The organism is Vibrio fortis, from assembly GCF_000695685.1.
Taxonomy (GTDB): Bacteria; Pseudomonadota; Gammaproteobacteria; order Enterobacterales; family Vibrionaceae; genus Vibrio; species Vibrio fortis_A.
The window spans coordinates 702,349-720,617 of the sequence record NZ_JFFR01000002.1 but is presented as its reverse complement, the minus strand read 5'-3'; the positions used below and the strand labels follow the sequence as shown (position 1 = coordinate 720,617).

Here is an 18,269-nt window from a genome sequence, read left to right as displayed (position 1 = left end):
GATCTCTTGTTTTTATTAAGAAACCTTGAAGAAATCTTAGCGTCGATTGCTATTTCAATCACAGTGCTCGTTGTGATCGTTAATGTGGTTTTACGCTATGGATTTGGCTTTGTTGTACCTTGGAGCGAAGAGCTCTCAGTGATCTGTTTTATCTGGGCTGTCTATCTGGGCATCAGCTCATGCTACAAGCACAAACTTCATATGGGAGTGGATGTGATTGTGGCCATGTTACCAACGCGTCCCAAACGCATTTTTAAACTAGGGGTCTCGGTATTCCTATTGGGTATCAACATTTTGATGTCAGTTCTTAGTTATCAGTATTTGATGCTCTCTAGCAAAGTCACGCCAGTAATGGGGATGTCTTACTTTGCTATAAATGGCGTGCTGTTACTCAGTTTTTCTTTGATGGCTATCCACACCGTTAAATTTATCGTGGACGATGTAGCTTCTTTAAAAAGTTCTAAGCAGTAGGTACTCTCGATGGAAAGCTATCTTCCAATTTTTATTCTTTTTGCTCTTTTCCTGCTGAACATTCCGATTGCGTTCTCCCTGATATCGTCCGCAATGGTCTATTTCCTATTTATCAATAATTCGATTCCCGTGACCTTGGTTATGCAGAGGTTCATCAGTTCGGCGGAGTCGTTTCCGTTACTGGCAATCCCGTTTTTCATTATGGTGGGATCGGTGATGAACTATGCGGGGATCAGTAAAAGCTTGCTCGCGTTTGCCGATTCAATGATTGGCCATAAGACGGGCGGATTAGCTCAGGTCAACGTAGCACTGAGTACCTTGATGGGTGGCATCTCAGGTTCAGCGAACGCCGATGCTGCAATGCAGTCAAAAATCTTAGCGCCAGAGATGACCAAACGCGGCTACGACTTACCGTTTACTGCAGCTGTGACTGCAGCATCTTCAAGTATTAGCCCAGTGATTCCACCTGGTATTAACTTGATTATTTTCGCTCTATTGGCGAACGTTTCCGTGCACCAAATGTTTATCGCGGGTTATGTACCAGCGTTCTTGATGGCTCTGTCCTTAATGATCACCATTTGGTTTATCTCTCGTAAGCGAAACTATAAACCTTCACGTTCGAAGCCGGCGACAGCCAAAGAACGTCTTCATTACTTCTTTAAGGCTGTGCCCGCTCTGTTGATTCCGTTCGGCATTATTCTAGGAATGCGCTTTGGGCTCTTTACCCCAACGGAAGCCGGTGCCATTGCAGTTCTACTTTGTGTCATTATTGGTGCGTTTATTTACAGAGAGTTGAGTTTCAAACATATTCCTCAAATTATGCGGGAGACGGTACAGGGGACCAGCAGCGTGATGTTCATTATCATCGGTGCGATGGTCTTTGGTTATTACATGACACTTGAGCAGATCCCCCACAATGTTGCATCGGCTTTGATTGAGCTAACAGACAACAAGCTGGTTCTGTTGTTATTGATCAACGTGTTGCTGCTGGTGGTTGGCATGTTCATTGAAGGCGGTGCAGCAATGATCATCCTGACGCCACTGCTGCTTCCAGCGGTATTGAACTTGGGTGTCAATCCGGTTCACTTCGGCATTATCGTGATTGTGAATATTATGATTGGTGGTGTCACTCCACCATTCGGCTCCATGATGTTTACGGTCTGCTCAATATTGAAAGTTCGTATGGTCGACTTCGTTAAAGAAGTGGCTCCCCTGTTGCTAGCACTGTTAGCGGTATTAATGTTGCTGACGTTCTCAGAGAGCGTGGTGATGTTCTTACCGAATTTGCTTTAACACTGTGTCGTTAATCATTATTTAGAGGTGTAAAAATGAATTCGGTAACGAATGAATTAAATCAGAATTGGAAAAGCGTAGATTGGGTTTTAACAGATGTCGATGACACTCTGACTTGGAATGGTGAACTGCCACCTGAAACACTGATCGCATTGAAAAAGCTTCGAGAAGCGGGCAAAAAAGTGGTTGCGGTAACGGGTGCCTGCGCGGGGTGGTGCGATCATATTGCTCAACTTTGGCCTGTTGATGCCGTGCTTGGTGAGAATGGCGCTTTTATTATGGAAAAGAAAAATGGTTTCCTTACCCTTCGCTCAAGTGTGCCGTTAAGCGTGATCAGTGAGAAACAACAACTGCTCAAACAGCAAGTGTTAGCAATTTTGAACGAATACCCAGATCTTGAGTTGACGTTGGATCAATCGTACAGACTGTGTGAAGTCGCTATTGATATCGGTCAGAATCGCCCACGTGTCGATGAGAACATTATTGAAGAGGTAGTTGCAAAAATACGTACATTGGGCGCTCATGCAACTGCCAGTTCGATTCATATCAATGCATGGTACGGAGAGCACTCTAAGAAAGCGACTGCGACGGCTTTTCTAGAGGAAAAGGGCTTATCACCCGAAGAAATACTCAAACATAGTTGTTATGTTGGTGACTCTATGAACGATCAATACATGTTTGAAGCATTACCAAATAGTGTTGGGGTAGCGAACATTCAGCACTATTGGCAACGCCTTGAACACCACCCAGTCGTTGTGATGACTCAACCGGGTGGATATGGTTTTGCTGAGTTTACGGACAAGTTACTCGCGTTAAAATAGTCAGACAGACATGCGCAAACTCTTCATAGACAAAAGTGAAACTACCCTTAAGGTAGTATCTGTGCTTTCTGTCTATGAAGGTTGTTTTTAATAAGAATTCATTTTTGATTAGTGTTTTATTTCGCTTCTTAGTTCGATTTAAATAGAAGATCAAAATAATTTATCCTCCCACAATATCTACATCCTCTCATTATTCGTCGACTACTAGCCTGTATTTCTATTATCCATTTAATTAGGGTTTATTTTCATTTTTATCAATATTGGTGTGAAAAGTAGTCATCTCATTCCTGTAAATCCCGCGATAGTGATTTATTAACATTATTGTTATTAATGGAATTTAATTTTTTCTAGTATCTGCCTGGTCTCTTTATTTGGGGGAGAGGCAAAAATCTGCTGTTAATATCAAACTTATCATTGAGATCAGCGTCTCACTTTTATTGAATAAATATCACCTTTTTAGTCAAAGTTATGTGTTTTTTTTGAACTGAAATTCAGTTTTTTTAAGACTTTGTTCACGTTTTTATCAATGGAAAACAAATGGTTATTGTGTAATTTATAATTTACATCAACTGTCTCAAAATCAAGACTTTGTATTGTCTTTTTTGTTAATTAACGGAAGGTTTGTATAAATTTGATGCGTGAAATCAATAGAAAATAAACATATTTCGCTCAAATATGAATCGAACTATAAATTTGGCTGTTTGAATGTTTAATTTTGAGGATATAAGATTGCGACAAACTTTTTCGATATTGGTTCCAAATGTCTTCAAATAAAAAAATAGTTCGCTTTTTCATAGCGCTATTCGCGTTGCTTGTTCTTTCTGGCTGTCAATCTACAAAACCGGAATGGTATCTGAAGCCCCAAGCAGACAGTGATGAGTACATTTATGCAGTTTCTCAAGCGCGAACTCTATCTCATGCTAAAAAAATCGCTGTAAACAACATCAACGAAAAGTTATGGACTCAAGTCGAGTCGTCTTTCTACATGAGAGACACAGTTCGAGAAACTAATGGTAAGGGTTTTTCAAATAGTCTAGTTGACAACAAAGTTAATACTAAGACTGAATCCTTGACTTTGAATGGTATCGAATATTTACAAATGGAAGAGAATGATCTTGGTGCGTTTGTCGAAGTAAGAGTTAAAAGATCACTCGTGACTCAACAGTTGATTCGCGAAATAAAAGACCTAAACCGTAAATCTCAAATCGAACTTGATGCACTTTCTCACGAAGACAAATTACTGTGGTGGTTAGACAATCGCAGTGTTTATCAAACTGAACACGATGCTTCTGTGCGTATCGCAATGCTTTCATCTCTAAAGCCTAGTTATAACGCTGACATCAGTGCAATTGAACAGCTAACTATTACACACCAAAAACTAAGCAGCCAAATTAACATCCGTCTCTCTTCAGATAGAGAGTCGAGAAAAGCAATTGAACTGTTGGGGAACCAGTTATCAGAGTTCAATATCGCGACCTCAACTTCAAAGAATAAAAACCAAACTCATGTGTTGAAAGTGGATTCTGAGCGTCGAAGAAACAAAGTCGGAGACGCGTATATTTCAACCTTGGTCTCTAATATCAAAATTATAAACAAGAAATCTAAAACAGTGTCTCGTAGTGAAATTATCTCTACGGGCAACTCTGTTACCAGTTACAAATATGCCGACGAAGGGGCTGCTCGCCACTTTGATGAGCAAATAAAAGAGAAAGGGATTTGGACTGCGCTGGGCTTAATCAAATAGCAAACTCCTTATCTTAAAGAAATAAAATAAACATATTCGGGAGAGAATAGATGTTAAAGAAAACGTTAATGGCTAGTGCAGTAATCACTGGTTTAACTGGCTGTGTTATCAAGGAAGATGTTGTTTGTACTCCTGATACGCGTGTAGATATTGAAACTGCTGAAATTCAAATCCCATCTTCAGAGAATATGAAGGTTGTTGTTCTTCCTGTCGACATTGATTTTGAAAACTCTGCTTCGAAGAAAATTCAGTCTGCGATGCGAAATGCATTAGAGACACAGATTGACGAGACAGGTGCAAACCTTGTTGATCGCAAAATTGCCAACAAAGTAAAAGGTGAAATTAAACTGGCCGAGCAGAGCGGTCGCCTAAGCACTAAAGGTGTACCAATCGCCGATTACGCGATCATTACGGAGGTTACGCACGCTGACCTAAGTACATCGTTTAGCGAGCGCCGCACATATAAAAACGATGATGGTGAAACGGTGGAAATCGCGCCTTCATGTAGCTACGACTTTGACGTAGAAGCGGTAGCAAAAGTTGTTGTACTGCCAAGTATGGAAGTTGTTAAACGAATCAAGCTTGAAGGCGACGAGTATTCGTCTACGGAAACAAATAACTCACGTTGTCCTGTTAGTAACGCGACTTATGGCTCCATGGCGGCTAAAGCTGCAGCAGAAGCGGTAAATTACTCTACTGAACTCAACAAAATGCTAGCGGCAAGTGCTCCTGTTCTTGAGATGCGCCAATGTGAAGCGGGCACACAAGTACGCATTGCGATGGGTAAAAATCAAAAGATCAAACCAGGCTCAGACATTTTGTTCTCTAATGCTATGAAATCTATGGAAGGCGAAACTGAGATACATCCAATCGGTGAAGGCTACGTTGTAAATAATGAGCAAAATGCGGTAACTAACAAGTATTCTTGGGTGGTAATTGATGAAGAAGTATCACTGAAAGTTAAGAAAGGAACCATCAGTAAGGTAGATGCATCAAGCATTGACTGCCCTCTGCTGGATCCATCATGTCATGTCGAAAACTTAAAGAACGAATTTTAATCTATGAAAAAACTACTTATTGCAACTTCACTAGTAGCAGTTCTAGCTGGCTGTCAGAGCAACAACGCGACAGTTAAGGAAGCGCAAAACTTCGCTCCATGTACTTTCCCTGATGCACCTACTGTATCTGCACCGGGTTGGATTTGTGACGTGATTCCAAGCGATATCGCTGCAGCGGCAAAAGGTTACTCTAAGAAGAGTGCAGCTGGTATGAGCGTTATGCGCAAAATCGCAGTTAATGATGCTCGTGTAAACCTTGCTGCTGAGTTTGAAACTGACGTGAGCAACCTATTCCAAGCGGCGACTGAAGGTGTGACTTCTACATCAGCAGCAGAAGGTGTAACGCTAGTGACTGAAGACGTTCAAGAGACATTCGAGAACATCACTAAGACAGTCGTGAATAAAACGCTAACTAACAGCCGCGTTATCGTAAGCCAAGCTAGCCCAACGGGTGGCCTGTACGTTCTAGTCGGTATGGACCAAGCCGCATACGATGCGAATATGAACAAAGTAATCGATGAAGTTGGTGGTGAAGATTCTGCTCTATGGGATCAATTCAACAATGAGAAAGCGGCAGCGGACCTTGCTGCAGCGTTCGATGCATTGAAAAAATAACCGCGAACGGAACCGCGATTAGTATTAGTGAAAAAGGCCGCCATTTGAGTGGCCTTTTGTCTCTATACACTCTGGGAGTGAACTATGTACAAAATGATCAATAAGACCTTGTTAGCTGTCGTTGTTTCGGCAGCTATCAGTTCTCAGGCATTTGCTGTGTCAGAAGATCAAAAGCAGCAGCTAAACAATGCTGTTGCCAAAGCAAGCCAGTCTCAAGAAGACAAGATCAAAGAGTTTCATGCTTACGTTAATGCTTATTTGGATGAGTACGAAGCTTGGCGCGATGAATATACCAATAACCTCGATGAGCGCAGAACCGATCTAATCAAGACATGGGGTGAGGGTGAGGTTTCATCTCAAACCAAACAGGTGGATTACTCTCAAGACGATCAGGTGAAAACTTCAGTCGATTACGAAACCAACACTGCTACCGTATCTGTATTGGTGGATGAAGATAGTAGTCCTGAAGAGATCAAAGCGCTTGTTAAAAACATTCCTGTTGAGGTTGCCGGGCAAAACGTTGAGCTAGCGGATCTCAAAGCAGAAGACCACGCGGTGCTTTACTCTTTGGAGAAAGAGCAAGAAGAGAAAGACTTCGTTATCCAACAGACACAAAGCCAGATGAATGAGTTGGATGTGCAAGCCGAACGACTGATTTTATCTGATACTGGTATTCCAGACTCTTTCATTTACCAGCGTGCTCATAATAAGAAAATGGCACTACTGGCAAAGGCTCAGGAGCGTATTGCGGCGCAAACCAAACTGTATGACGAAATGCGTGCCAAACATGGTATTGAAATTAAACGGCCAGAGCCAGAAGTTGGGGTCGTAAAGGCAGCTGAAAAGGTTGAAGTACCAAAAGAGGTAGCCAAGCTAGAGCCAACACCAACACCAACAGAAAAGCGGCCGCCAAAAGTTGTGGAAAAGGTCGTCGATAAAGCGCCACAGCCAGAAGTGTTAAAGCCTAAGCCAGTCGTTGAAGTTGCTGAGGCACCGGTTAAGCCGAAAAAGGTAATCAGTTACAAAGTTAAGCTACCGGAGAACAGCTTAAAAGCACGCGCGAGCAAGTACAGTGCGCTGGCTGAGAAAGAGAGTAAAAACTGGGAAGTTGATGCTGCACTGATTATGGCAATCATGCACTCGGAGTCGGCGTTCCGTCCGGATGCTAAATCACATGTACCTGCGTTTGGTTTGATGCAAGTGGTACCGACCAGTGCAGGTCATGATGTTAATAAACAAGTCCGAAATATCGACGCGCCAATGAAAGTGGCGGATCTGTATCAACCAGTTATCAACGTAGAAACAGGTACGGCTTATTTAGACATCCTAAACAGTAAGTATCTTCGTAAGATAAAGAATGACGAAAGTCGTTTGTACTGTGTTATTGCCGCATATAACACTGGTGCGGGTAATGTGGCTAGAGCGTTCAATAAAGATCGTTCCACCAGTATTGGCAAAGCGTCGAAGATTATCAATCAGCTGACGCCTCAACAAGTCTATGACCAGCTAGTGGTTAATCTGCCGTACGACGAAACCAAAAATTACTTGAAGAAAGTAAACAGTCGTATCGCTTTGTATAAGTAATAAATTGGGTAAGCAAAACAACCAAGCACATGTCATTGGCATGTACTTGGTTTACCCGTTAATGAATTGAGAGTAGCAATGTTTAAAATTTTCGCTTTAGTATTTATCGTTGTCGGTATCTATCTTGGCCTTAATTACAGCGATGAAATTGAAAGCATCATGGACACGGATGCTTTTGAGCGAGTTCAAGAGAAAGCTGAAGACGGTACAGATGCGCTAATGGATAAAATCGACGAGATCAAAGGTTAAAAATGTCTGAAGAGCAAAACAAGGATATTCAAAAAGATATACAGGAAGAGTTACAAGAACTTCAAGACACTCAAGAGTCGTTGTTGGAAGAGCAGAAAAAGGGCGGTATAGCACGCACTATCGGCTTGGTGTCGGTTATTTCCATTGCTTTGGGTGGCTTTAATGACAGCTTTGATGCGCTAGAAAAGATGTTCGATTTTGGTCTTTCTCAAATGACAGACATTCCATCGCATAGAAAGTTGGACAAAATCTATATTCGTTCATCTGCCGAAATCTTAGACCAAACATTTGGCGCGCCTGTTTATATTAAGCGCGCGACAACGGATGATGTGATTAAGTACTACCAGGACGATAACTTCATCCTTTCTGCGATTACTCGAGATAATGCGATCGTCGCATATCTGGTCTTCCCAAATGAAGGCTTTGCTCCAGAAACATTAGAGCATGCAGGTGGTTCTGAGTTTTTTGCGCAGACGTTTAGTTCTATTGAAAGTGTCAATGAGATCCGTGCATCGTTTGCAAGAACAGGCAACTACTATATTGAAGAGAATAATGGTGGCGAATTTGGCTACTTGTACTCATCAATCAGTGGTGCGAGTGAGTTTATTTCGCCGATGTCACAAGAGAACAGGAAGCTGCTTTCGGAAGTAGTAGACGCCTTAACAATGGATGAGAACGTTGTAGAAAGCGTTCAGTCTTTGCGTAGCAACGCGAAGCCGAATTTTTATGGATACAGTACGTTGGGTGTAGGTGCACTAGAAGAAGCGATTCTGTCTAATACCGAATACCGATTAATTCATAAGATTTAGAACATCTTACCTTCTCTCTAGCCTCTTCGGGGGCTAGTTTTTTATGAGCAGTTTAATAATGGCAAATATTGAATTCGAAGCTTTCGTAAATAAACTTAAAGCGAACAAAAGGGTGATTGTTCAAGCTCATGATTTCCCAGACCATGATGCGATCTCTTCGGCTTATGCCTTGGCATACCTGCTGAAAACACAAGGTTTGAACCCTTTCATTACCTTTAAAGGGCACATTGATCGAGTATCACTGCGAAATCTCATTGATTGGTTAGAGATTCCCGTGCATAAGCCAGAAGATCTACACCTAGAGCCAGATGACAAAATTATCGTTGTTGATGGTTGTATTGGTGAGAAAAACATCACTGATTTCACCGGTGAAGAGGTTGGCGTTATCGATCATCACCAAGTGGAAGCGCCAGAGTCGGTTTGGTATAGCGATATTCGTTCAAACTATGGTGCGACCGCTACTATGATGGTCGAGTATTACCTGTATTTCTCAATAAATATGCCTAAACGAGTCGCTACTGCATTATTGGTAGGTTTGAGTTTTGATACTGCCAACTTTACTCGAAGTGTAGGCGCTGCTGATCTTAAGGCGCTTGCGTATTTGCAAGCCAAAGCGGATAACGCGATCGTTAATAAGATTTGTAGAAACCAAGTTCAGTTTGAAGAACTACAGTTGTTTAATTCTATGCTTGCCAGCATGCGTCGCGAGAAAAACGCTGCGTTTGCGGTTCTGCCTGAAGGTTGTCCAAAAAACATGTTGGGGGTTTTGGGAGATTTTCTTCTTAGTGTTGATGAACTCGATATCATTGTGCTTACCGCAAGAACCAGTGAAAAGACATTTATCTCACTACGCTCAGAGTGTTCAGAAAACAACGTCGCTCAAATAATTCAGAAAGCGTTGAATGAAAAAGGCATTGGCTTTGGGGGAGGACACCCGCATATGGCAGCAGGCATGATCCCACGAAAGTTTCGCTCAGGTGAGGAGCTCGATTGTCTTTATGAGCTGATTCGTCCGAGTCTTGTTCTGGATGCTGCTAAAGCATCATAATTTACGTACTTTGCGGCCTTTATTATTGCCTTACCAAGTTTGCTGACACCGCTGATAACATAAGTTTCAGCGGTGTTTTTGTATTCTTCAACCGCAATTTTGCGTAGAAAAAATACACATAATCAGTGAATTAGGTGTTTATTCTCTATAAATGACTTTTAGTCAACGCTGTCAATATTGTTAAGTCAACGCTCGCTTCATAAAGTGTCCCCAAGTTACGAAAATGTTGCTAAATACAGGGGCAGAGCAATGGAAGTGATTGTGATTGGTAGTGGTGTGATTGGATTAACTAGTGCTTGGTATTTGGCCAAAGAAGGGCACAAGGTAACGGTCATCGATCGTCAAGATAGCAGTGGTAAAGAAACCAGCTTTGCCAATGCAGGTCAAATCTCTTATGGCTATTCATCACCTTGGGCTGCGCCCGGTATCCCCGTCAAGGCTCTTAAATGGCTGACGCAAGAGCACGCACCGCTGAAAGTGAAACCTTCTCTATCGCCTGCTTTGATTCAGTGGGCAACTCAGATGTTGTCTAACTGCAGCCCTGCAAAATACGCTATCAATAAATCTCGCATGTTACGCATTGCGAATTACAGCCGAGACTGTTTAACAGAGCTCCGTGAAACCGAGCACCTTGATTATGAAGGTCGCCAGCAAGGAACGCTCCAAGTGTTCCGTGATGCTAAGCAACTGGAAGCGATTCAACAAGATATGAAATTGCTTAAAGAGAGTGGAATTGAGCACTCTTTGTTGAATGTTGAAGAGTGTATTAAAGTTGAGCCAGGGCTTAAATCAGTTCAAGACAAGCTTGTTGGCGGCTTGTATTTACCAGGAGACGAAACGGGTGATTGCCATAAGTTCTGTATTGAACTGACTGAGAAAGCCAAAGCCTTAGGTGTTGAATTTATGTTTGATACTGAAGTGCACGCATTGAATCGAGAAGGTTCATCGCTAACGAGCATCAACACCAGCGCTGGCGAATTGAAAGCAGACGCTTTTGTTCTGGCAACGGGAAGCTACTCGACAGAGCTTTTGAAGCAGATTGATATAGATGTCCCGGTTTATCCAGTAAAAGGCTACTCGTTAACGCTACCGATTGTTAATGCAGATAAGGCTCCGACGTCTACGGTGATGGATGAGACATACAAAGTAGCAATGACACGTTTTGACGATCGTATCCGTATTGCGGGTACTGCAGAGCTGGCAGGTTTTAACTTTGATATTCCAGAGAAGCGCAAAGCAACCATCGACATGGTGATCAAAGACCTATTCCCAGAGGCGGGTGATCACGCGAAAGCGGAATACTGGACAGGGTTACGTCCGATGACCCCAGATGGTACGCCAATCATAGGTAAGACGCCTGTGGGTAATCTCTATACGAATACTGGTCACGGAACGTTAGGTTGGACGATGGCATGTGGTTCAGGAAAGATTCTTGCGAGTGTGGTGAGTGGAAAAGTACCAGAAGTCGAAAGTGGTGACCTGAGCGTTTCTCGATATCAGTAGAATCTTGAAGATACGAGATACGAGATACGAGATACGAGATACGAGATACGAAAAGCTCTGTGAAACAATGAGATATCCAAAAGCGCCTCCAAATTATTGAGAGGCGCTTTTTTGTATATGGGATGTCGGATGTGGAGTTATTGTGTCGCGGACTCAAGCACTTCGGTAAAGCGAGCCCAAGACTTCTGGTCGGCTTCGAGTTGATAGTTCATAGAGCCAAACACAGTGAATGCATGAGGCGCGCCGCTATACGTCAGCATTTCATGTTCAACGTTTGCTGATTCCAGTTGTTCAGCCAGGCTGCCAAAATCCGCCATAGAGATCATGGCATCCGCAGTACCGTGGAAAATGACGACTTGGGACGGGGTTTGGGAGTAGTCTTGCCCGTCAGGTGTTGATAGACCGCCATGGAAAGAGACATAAGCTTTAGATGGAATCGCAGCCCGAGCCGCTTCTAAGACGGCAGCGCCACCAAAACAGTATCCCATCATGACGTTGTTATCGAGGTTTCCACCCAGCTTCTCCGCTTGAGCGGCAGCACCAACGAGCAGTGAACGCATCTTTTCACGGTCTTTGTAGAGCTCACCCGTGTGTTGTTTTTTGTCTTTCACCTCAGTTGGGCGAATACCTTTGCCAAAAAGGTCGACAGCAAATACGTTGTAACCCAGTTCATTGAGCATCTCTGCTCGCTTTTTTTCGTAGTCAGTCAAGCCATCCCAGTCGTGAACAAGCAGCACCAATGGCGCATTGTCACTGGATTCGCTCCAATAACCTTCGTAGTCCAGGCCATCCACCGTATAAGGTATATTTTCGCCAGCGATAACAGGGGCACAGAGTGCTGCACTGAGTAAAGATAGAGCCGTTCTAATCTGCATATGTCCTTCCTGTAGGTATTTTCCCAATGGAAAGTATAGAAAAGAACTTTACTGCTGCATGGCTGACAATATAAAACGAGATATTACTTCGAAGGCAATACTGAAACTGACTACCAATCCAGTGTCTGATTGGCAGTCATTTCCGGGTATTTACGTTGATAGCGAGGCAGCATAGATTCGTTGCCGAGCAAGCCACCTTGATGAATATAGATCAGTGTTTTGTCTGGGTTATCTTGTTGCCATTGCTCTAGACATTGCCACATCAAAGGGTCGTAGAGTAGATCAAACTCGACATCGGTCTCTTCTAGGAGGTTGAGCCACATTTGGTAATCTCGTTGATAGAGTTTACCGAAGTGATGCTTGGTCTCCAGAGGAAGAACTTGTGGATGATCGTTTTCACCCAGTTCTTCAAACTGCTTTGTCAGGTATTCATTACCGCCAACACAAGCACAGGTAATGACGGGAATGTTGTGCACTTTAAGATGTTTGTGGAGATAAAGAGCGGTGCTCCCCGTGCCTGCTGGTAGGGCGATGACAAAGTCATACTTAGGCTCGAAACGTGTCCAGCTTAGGATCTCCATTGCGAGCTGCTTTACACCATACTCAGACATCTTGCTGCGTCCACCTTCTGGGAGCACGATACAATCGGGGCCCGGTTGTCTGACTTGCTCGATATAATCTCTTGGGTGCAAGTCACTAGCGACCACTTGCATGCTGATTACCTTGGCGCCAAGGTCCAACGCACCACGGTAGTTTCCTATCGGCTTATCAATCAACCATTGAGGTAAGTGGTCAACGTAAAACTCCAAATTCCAACCCTTTATCTTTGCCAGTGCAGCCAGTGATAACAACGAGTTTGCTTGGGCAGAACCATAGCAGATCAATGTCGTGATGTTCGGATGCTCTTCTTCAAGAAGCTGCATGAACTTACGCGCTTTGTTGCCACAAAAATGGGTATGCAATTGATCATCACGCTTTAAAAAGAAAGTGCGGCCATTGAATTGGTGTTGGGTGATGGGGCTATTGTTGAGTTTCATGTCGGATGGGGGCTACGGGGCACATGTTGAACATTTGGAGGCGCAGTATCAGGTAACTGGCAGTTCAAGTAAACCGTTTGAATCAATGTTTGGGTGGATAGTTCACCCAAACATCGGGTCTTGTGCGTTTAGTGTGAGATTGAAATCATTGTGGTTGTTGGTCAAATACCACCAGTGCCACGCAGCCACCATCTTGATGATTAACGAGCTCAAAATCCCAATGGTATCGGTTACAGAGATCTTCCACGATTAGCAACCCCAAGCCGTGTCCACTTGGGTTGTACTGTTCAGTCAACCCTTCACCTTGGTCATGGATACTGATCAAATGCTGGGTCAGTGTGATTTCCACTTTGCCACGGTTGGTGGCAGCAATGGCGTTTCTCAGCAGGTTGCCAATCAACATATTAAGTATTGCGCTGGTGGCTCGAATGCTGGGCTCACCTTCAACTTCCAGTGTCACATCTACTTGCTTTTCGCTCGCTTGTGCAGAGTTCTTCGCAATGATCTGTTCGAGCTCTTGCTGGCTGAACAGGCGAATTGGCGCGTCGTCTTGATTTCGTTCATAACGTACTAGCCCTAGCAGCGCGTCAACCATTTCCGACATTTGAGAGACTGCATCGTCGACACGTTTTACTTGGCGGTGTTGGAACTCAGTCATCTGACTGCGTAGAAGCAGTTTGTTCGAACCTCGCGCAACGGTAAGAGGCGTGCGCAGTTCATGACTAGAGTAGCGGGCGAAAGCTTGTTCACGTTTTACTAGCGCATTGATTTCGCGGCGGTACTCATTGAGCTGGTTGGTAAGTTGGCGAAACTCAATCGCAGCTCCTTCTTGGACGGAAAACTCCTGGTTGAGGTTGTTTTTATTGCTCTCTAACTGTTTTGCCAGTGAATTAAATGGCTCGATTAATCGTTGAGATAGACGGTACAGCAGTGCCCCAAAGCTGAAGATTAGAATCGCCAACAATGTGAGGACAAAGGAGGTCGCATAGAGAAGCTCTGTGACGTCAAATTCTATTCGGTCTATTTCAGAGAGTAAGATAAGAGGATAGGTTACCCCTTCGTGAGAGTACTCTCCGACATACACCATGCGCGAATGTGGCTCATCGCCGACCTCGCCAATAAAACTCTCTTTGTTATCGATATATTTTTGATAGCGATCTGGCACCAGAGCAGGGTCATTGAAAGCGGTGGTGAGGTCATCAATTCGGACTTCACCTTGCGCTCCGGCTTCAAAGAGGGTGACGGCATAGTTTCGGTCGATAAGGATACGTCTTTCACCGACTCGGTCTTCTGATAGGTACAGAGCAGCGATAAAGACCGCATAGACAAAGGCTGTAATGATAACGGCCATCAACCCAAAGAACAGGGCGAGTCGACCGGTTAGGCTTTTTGTGCTGCTCAGTACGTTTAATATCACGAGTTGGACTCCAATCGAAAACCGATCTTAGGCACGGTAATCAGCATCTGTTGGTCAAAAGGTTTGTCTAGTTGGTTTCTTAGCTGGTAAATGTGGCTACGTAGGACATCATTATTGGGTTCGTCTTCTTCCCAAAGCTTATAGGAGATATCCTCACGGGTAACCACATCCGGCGCACTCTTACATAACATCTCAAGGATGGTATAAGTCGTTGGGTTGAGAGCCAATAGCTTGTCTTGTCGATAAGCTTTACGTGTCTTTTGGTCAATGCTGATTTCACCAAATACCAATTTACTCGATGCTACGGTGCCGTGATATCGGCGAACTAACGCTTTCATTCGAGCTTCCAGGATATCGAGGTCAAACGGTTTAGTTAGGTAATCATCGGCACCATGTTCAAACCCAGCGAGCATGTCGTCTCGGCTATCTAGTGCAGTGAGCATCAGAATAGGGGTGGTGTTGCCGTTCTCGCGGAGTTTGTTGCAGACAGTGAGTCCATCCATGCGAGGTAACATCAAGTCTAGGATAATGATATCGAAAGAGTTATCCATGGCGAGTTGTAAGCCGAGTTCGCCATTATCAGCATAATCGAGCTCCATGCCAATACACTCAAAGTAGTCGAACAGTACACCTGCAATTTCACGGTTATCTTCTACCAGCAATACTCGTTTCATCTCATTACTCATTAGGACTTATTTGTTATGACGATCATCCTGAATTGACGTGAAAAATATGTCAATAACATAACTTTCATGGGGCGGTGGTTAGTCTGCTTACGGAATCAAAAAATAGAAGACCGTATTATGACTGAACTTCATATCAATTCGCGCCGCTCAAGCGAACCTCAAATTAGCCCAGCAATCTCGCTGTCTATCATTGTGCCTTTCTTTAATGAAGAGGAAGTACTGCCCGAATTTCACTCGCGCTTAACTAAGGTACTTGATGAATTGCCCATCTCGAGTGAGATCGTCTATGTCGATGATGGTAGCAAAGACAATAGCTTGGCTTTGGTGGAGTCGTTTAAGTCAATTGCGAGCTCTATTTCAGTCATTGGTCTATCACGTAATTTTGGTAAAGAGTCTGCGATGAGCGCAGGTTTAGAACATTGCCGTGGTCAAGCGGTGATCTTATTGGATGCGGACTTACAAGATCCACCAGAACTGATTCCAGATATGGTTTCCAAATGGCGAGAAGGCTATGACGTTGTCAATATGCAGCGCAGTCAGCGCGATGGCGAGACTTGGTTTAAGAAGTTCTCAGCAGCAAGCTTTTATCGCGTAATGAACGCCGCAGCAAAAATTGATGTACCTGAAAATGTGGGTGATTTTCGTCTGCTAAGCCGTGAAGTTGTCGATCACATCAATCAGCTTCCAGAGCGTAACCGCTACATGAAAGGCATCTTCTCTTGGCCTGGCTTCAAACAAACCACAGTGCAATTCAAACGCGATGCACGCTTTTGTGGTGAGACCAAATGGAACTACCTTAAGCTGCTTGGCTTGGCGATGGATGGCATCACCTCTTTCTCTATTCGACCACTGCGTATCGCAACCGCGCTTGGCAGTATGGTCGCTCTTAGTGCCTTCGTTTACGGCATGTTTATCATCTTTAAAACCTTGATGTTTGGTGAGCCAATCACGGGTTATCCGTCGATGATGGTTGTCCAGTTGGCGCTTGGTGGTATCCAGCTTCTTAGTATTGGTCTGATGGGCGAATACATTGGCCGTATCTTCATCGAAACCAAAAATCGCCCTTTGTATCTCATTCAATCTGTTGTCGATAAACCGGCACTCAAGACAACGTATAAATTAGAGGAATCAGCATGAGCCTGAACAGAACGCATCTGTGGTATTTATTAGCCTTTGCGCTAATTCTTAGGTTGCTGTCACTGGCGACGTATCCGTTGATGGATACTACTGAAGCACGTTATGGCGAAATGGCTCGCTTGATGGTTGAAACCGGCAACTGGCTTACACCGCAATTTGACTACGGTGTGCCTTTTTGGGGTAAGCCGCCACTGTTTACTTGGATGAGCGCTGCTGGCATCGAGCTGTTTGGTTTGAGTGAATTCGCAGTCCGTGCTCCTCATTGGCTAGCGGGCGTATTCACTATCTTATTGATCGCCTATTTTGCTAAACGTACCGGACAGAGCGCATTGGTTGCTGCTGTGGTACTGGCAACGTGTGGCATTTTCTCGATTGCTGCGGGCGCGGTGATGACGGATATTGCCCTGACGTTGGCTATGACCATCGCTATGCTCGGCTTCTACCTGTGTTGGAAAGGAGAGGGCAGCAAGCGTATTAATAATGCTTGGGGTTATGTCGGTTTCATTGGTCTTGCTTGCGGTCTGCTTGCCAAAGGTCCTGTCGCGATTGTGATCATGGGTATCGCGGTTTTCCCGTGGCTTGTTTTACAACATGGATTGACTGGTGCATTCAAAGCCCTGTGGCAGCGTTTTCCAATTGTCTCTGGCTTGGCGTTAATGATGGCGATTGCGCTGCCATGGTACATTATGGCGGAAATGGCGACACCGGGTTTTATCGATTACTTCATCGTTGGCGAACACTTCAAGCGTTTTGTTGTAAGCGGTTGGGAAGGCGACCTCTATGGTTCCGCTCACGACGAAGCTCGAGGCATGATTTGGGTATTCTGGATTCAAGCGGCAGCTCCTTGGTCGATTGTACTGCCAATACTGGCGTTTGCTCGTCGCCAGAAGATCAAAGAGCAAAATCAAACCAACAGTGGCTTATTTTCGTTCCTAATTTGTTGGCTGATTTCACCACTACTGCTGTTCACTATGGCAGGAAATATTCTCCCTGCTTACGTGTTACCGGGGATTCCAGCATTAGGTTTGCTAGTAGCAATGCTGGTGGTAGAGAAAGATAAGAAGTGGTTCTCAAGTGTCGCGCTAGTGCTACCTGTGCTACTCATGATTGCCATGGTGTACTTGAACCTTGGTAAGGCGAACGAGAAGAGTGACCGCATTATCTTCAACCATATTGAGGATGATGCCCCAAGTTACTACATAGGCAAGCGTCCATTCTCGGGTCAGTTCTATAGCTTAGGACAAGCCAAAAAAATCACCGATATCTCAGAGGCAGATACGAGTGAAAAGTTCTACTTAATTGGCAAGAAGGCAGAAGTTGAGTCGGTCATTGCACAGAATGCATTGAGCTGTGTGCGAGAACCCGTTGATAAACAGAAACGCGCGCTATTCAGTTGTAAGCCAATGAGTTCGACTGCAGTTGCAGAGTCCGTTGCCGTAAAGATTCTCGATGAAAATGCCATTTCACTTTAGAACGATGACCTCAAGTATCGAAAGAGTATTGAGGTCTCATCATCAGCTAATTAAGTTTGCATGTGTTGGTGCTGGTGGATTTGTCGTTGATTGTGCCGCTTTTGCACTGTTTCATTTTGTGGGTGATTTGTCGGTGATGTGGGCAAGAATGTTGGCCTTTCTAGTCGCGGCAACCAGCACTTGGATAGGTAACAGAGTACTAACGTTCGAATACCAAGGGACAGGGTCACGCAGGGATGATTTTAAGCAGTGGCAAAAGTTCATGACCTCCGCAATGATATCGGCTGTACCCAATTTGATATGTTTCAAGGCTCTCACATTAATACTGCCTGAATTTTATGGCTCGCTGTTTTTGGCTATGGCGGTCGGGGTGTTGGTTGGAATGGTCAGTAACTACTTACTCAGCAAGGCTTGGGTGTTTAAACAAACTCAAGCTTAGCCACTCATCTA

General features: G+C 44.1%; 18 protein-coding genes. 14 read left to right on the top strand and 4 right to left on the bottom strand.

Features of this window, described 5'->3' with window-relative positions:
- The first annotated feature begins 6 nt into the window (after window positions 1–6).
- The 11 genes from VFDL14_RS19550 to VFDL14_RS19595 all read left to right on the top strand — a co-directional run bounded on the left by VFDL14_RS19550 (window position 7) and on the right by VFDL14_RS19595 (window position 11,195).
- The gene (locus VFDL14_RS19550; protein WP_032549354.1) at window positions 7–471 is read left to right on the top strand and encodes a TRAP transporter small permease; all 465 of its coding nucleotides are present in this window, start codon (window positions 7–9) and stop codon (window positions 469–471) included.
- A gap of 9 nt (window positions 472–480) precedes the next feature.
- A complete protein-coding gene (locus VFDL14_RS19555) occupies window positions 481–1,764 on the top strand; it encodes a TRAP transporter large permease (protein ID WP_032549353.1) in 1,284 nt (427 codons plus the stop codon).
- 35 nt (window positions 1,765–1,799) lie between these two features.
- Window positions 1,800–2,585: an HAD-IIB family hydrolase gene (locus VFDL14_RS19560; RefSeq protein WP_032549352.1), complete on the top strand. Its 786-nt coding sequence runs from the start codon at window positions 1,800–1,802 to the stop codon at window positions 2,583–2,585.
- A 760-nt stretch (window positions 2,586–3,345) separates the two neighbouring features.
- Complete coding sequence (locus tag VFDL14_RS19565; RefSeq protein WP_050487319.1) at window positions 3,346–4,329, top strand: LPP20 family lipoprotein; 984 nt, start codon at window positions 3,346–3,348, stop codon at window positions 4,327–4,329.
- Between the two features lie 50 nt (window positions 4,330–4,379).
- Window positions 4,380–5,387: a hypothetical protein gene (locus tag VFDL14_RS19570; protein ID WP_032549351.1), complete on the top strand. Its 1,008-nt coding sequence runs from the start codon at window positions 4,380–4,382 to the stop codon at window positions 5,385–5,387.
- A gap of 3 nt (window positions 5,388–5,390) precedes the next feature.
- Window positions 5,391–6,002, top strand: a complete 612-nt coding sequence (locus VFDL14_RS19575) for a lipoprotein (RefSeq protein ID WP_032549349.1) — start codon at window positions 5,391–5,393, stop codon at window positions 6,000–6,002.
- 84 nt (window positions 6,003–6,086) lie between these two features.
- A complete protein-coding gene (locus VFDL14_RS19580) occupies window positions 6,087–7,586 on the top strand; it encodes a transglycosylase SLT domain-containing protein (RefSeq protein ID WP_032549348.1) in 1,500 nt (499 codons plus the stop codon).
- A 78-nt stretch (window positions 7,587–7,664) separates the two neighbouring features.
- Window positions 7,665–7,835: a hypothetical protein gene (locus tag VFDL14_RS24625; protein WP_167332338.1), complete on the top strand. Its 171-nt coding sequence runs from the start codon at window positions 7,665–7,667 to the stop codon at window positions 7,833–7,835.
- Window positions 7,836–7,837: 2 nt separating this feature from the next.
- Window positions 7,838–8,644 carry an ETEC_3214 domain-containing protein gene (locus tag VFDL14_RS19585; RefSeq protein ID WP_032549347.1) on the top strand — a complete coding sequence of 269 codons (807 nt, stop codon included), beginning with the start codon at window positions 7,838–7,840 and terminating at the stop codon, window positions 8,642–8,644.
- Window positions 8,645–8,702: 58 nt separating this feature from the next.
- A complete protein-coding gene (locus tag VFDL14_RS19590; RefSeq protein ID WP_032549346.1) occupies window positions 8,703–9,692 on the top strand; it encodes a DHH family phosphoesterase in 990 nt (329 codons plus the stop codon).
- A 249-nt stretch (window positions 9,693–9,941) separates the two neighbouring features.
- Window positions 9,942–11,195, top strand: a complete 1,254-nt coding sequence (locus tag VFDL14_RS19595; protein ID WP_032549345.1) for a D-amino acid dehydrogenase — start codon at window positions 9,942–9,944, stop codon at window positions 11,193–11,195.
- 137 nt (window positions 11,196–11,332) lie between these two features.
- On the opposite strand, the gene VFDL14_RS19600 is transcribed toward VFDL14_RS19595, so the two are convergent.
- The 4 genes from VFDL14_RS19600 to VFDL14_RS19615 form a co-directional block, all read right to left on the bottom strand.
- Entirely contained in the window at window positions 11,333–12,070 is a 738-nt protein-coding gene (locus VFDL14_RS19600) for a dienelactone hydrolase family protein (RefSeq protein ID WP_032549344.1), read from the bottom strand.
- Window positions 12,071–12,180: 110 nt separating this feature from the next.
- The gene (locus VFDL14_RS19605; protein WP_032549343.1) at window positions 12,181–13,107 is read right to left on the bottom strand and encodes a pyridoxal-phosphate dependent enzyme; all 927 of its coding nucleotides are present in this window, start codon (window positions 13,105–13,107) and stop codon (window positions 12,181–12,183) included.
- Window positions 13,108–13,252: 145 nt separating this feature from the next.
- Window positions 13,253–14,524, bottom strand: coding sequence for a sensor histidine kinase (locus tag VFDL14_RS19610; protein ID WP_032549342.1), 1,272 nt, complete (start codon window positions 14,522–14,524; stop codon window positions 13,253–13,255).
- Window positions 14,521–15,198, bottom strand: coding sequence for a response regulator transcription factor (locus VFDL14_RS19615; protein WP_032549341.1), 678 nt, complete (start codon window positions 15,196–15,198; stop codon window positions 14,521–14,523). The genes VFDL14_RS19610 and VFDL14_RS19615 overlap by 4 nt, the downstream gene beginning before the upstream one ends.
- A 129-nt stretch (window positions 15,199–15,327) precedes the next feature.
- Between VFDL14_RS19615 and VFDL14_RS19620 the strand changes: the two genes are divergently transcribed.
- The 3 genes from VFDL14_RS19620 to VFDL14_RS19630 are packed head-to-tail and all read left to right on the top strand — an operon-like array spanning window position 15,328 to window position 18,258.
- The gene (locus VFDL14_RS19620; RefSeq protein ID WP_032549340.1) at window positions 15,328–16,347 is read left to right on the top strand and encodes a glycosyltransferase family 2 protein; all 1,020 of its coding nucleotides are present in this window, start codon (window positions 15,328–15,330) and stop codon (window positions 16,345–16,347) included.
- Window positions 16,344–17,819 carry an ArnT family glycosyltransferase gene (locus VFDL14_RS19625; RefSeq protein WP_050487318.1) on the top strand — a complete coding sequence of 492 codons (1,476 nt, stop codon included), beginning with the start codon at window positions 16,344–16,346 and terminating at the stop codon, window positions 17,817–17,819. Before VFDL14_RS19620 ends, VFDL14_RS19625 begins: the two co-directional genes overlap by 4 nt.
- Complete coding sequence (locus tag VFDL14_RS19630) at window positions 17,797–18,258, top strand: GtrA family protein (protein ID WP_050487317.1); 462 nt, start codon at window positions 17,797–17,799, stop codon at window positions 18,256–18,258. The genes VFDL14_RS19625 and VFDL14_RS19630 overlap by 23 nt, the downstream gene beginning before the upstream one ends.
- The last annotated feature ends 11 nt before the right edge of the window (window positions 18,259–18,269 follow it).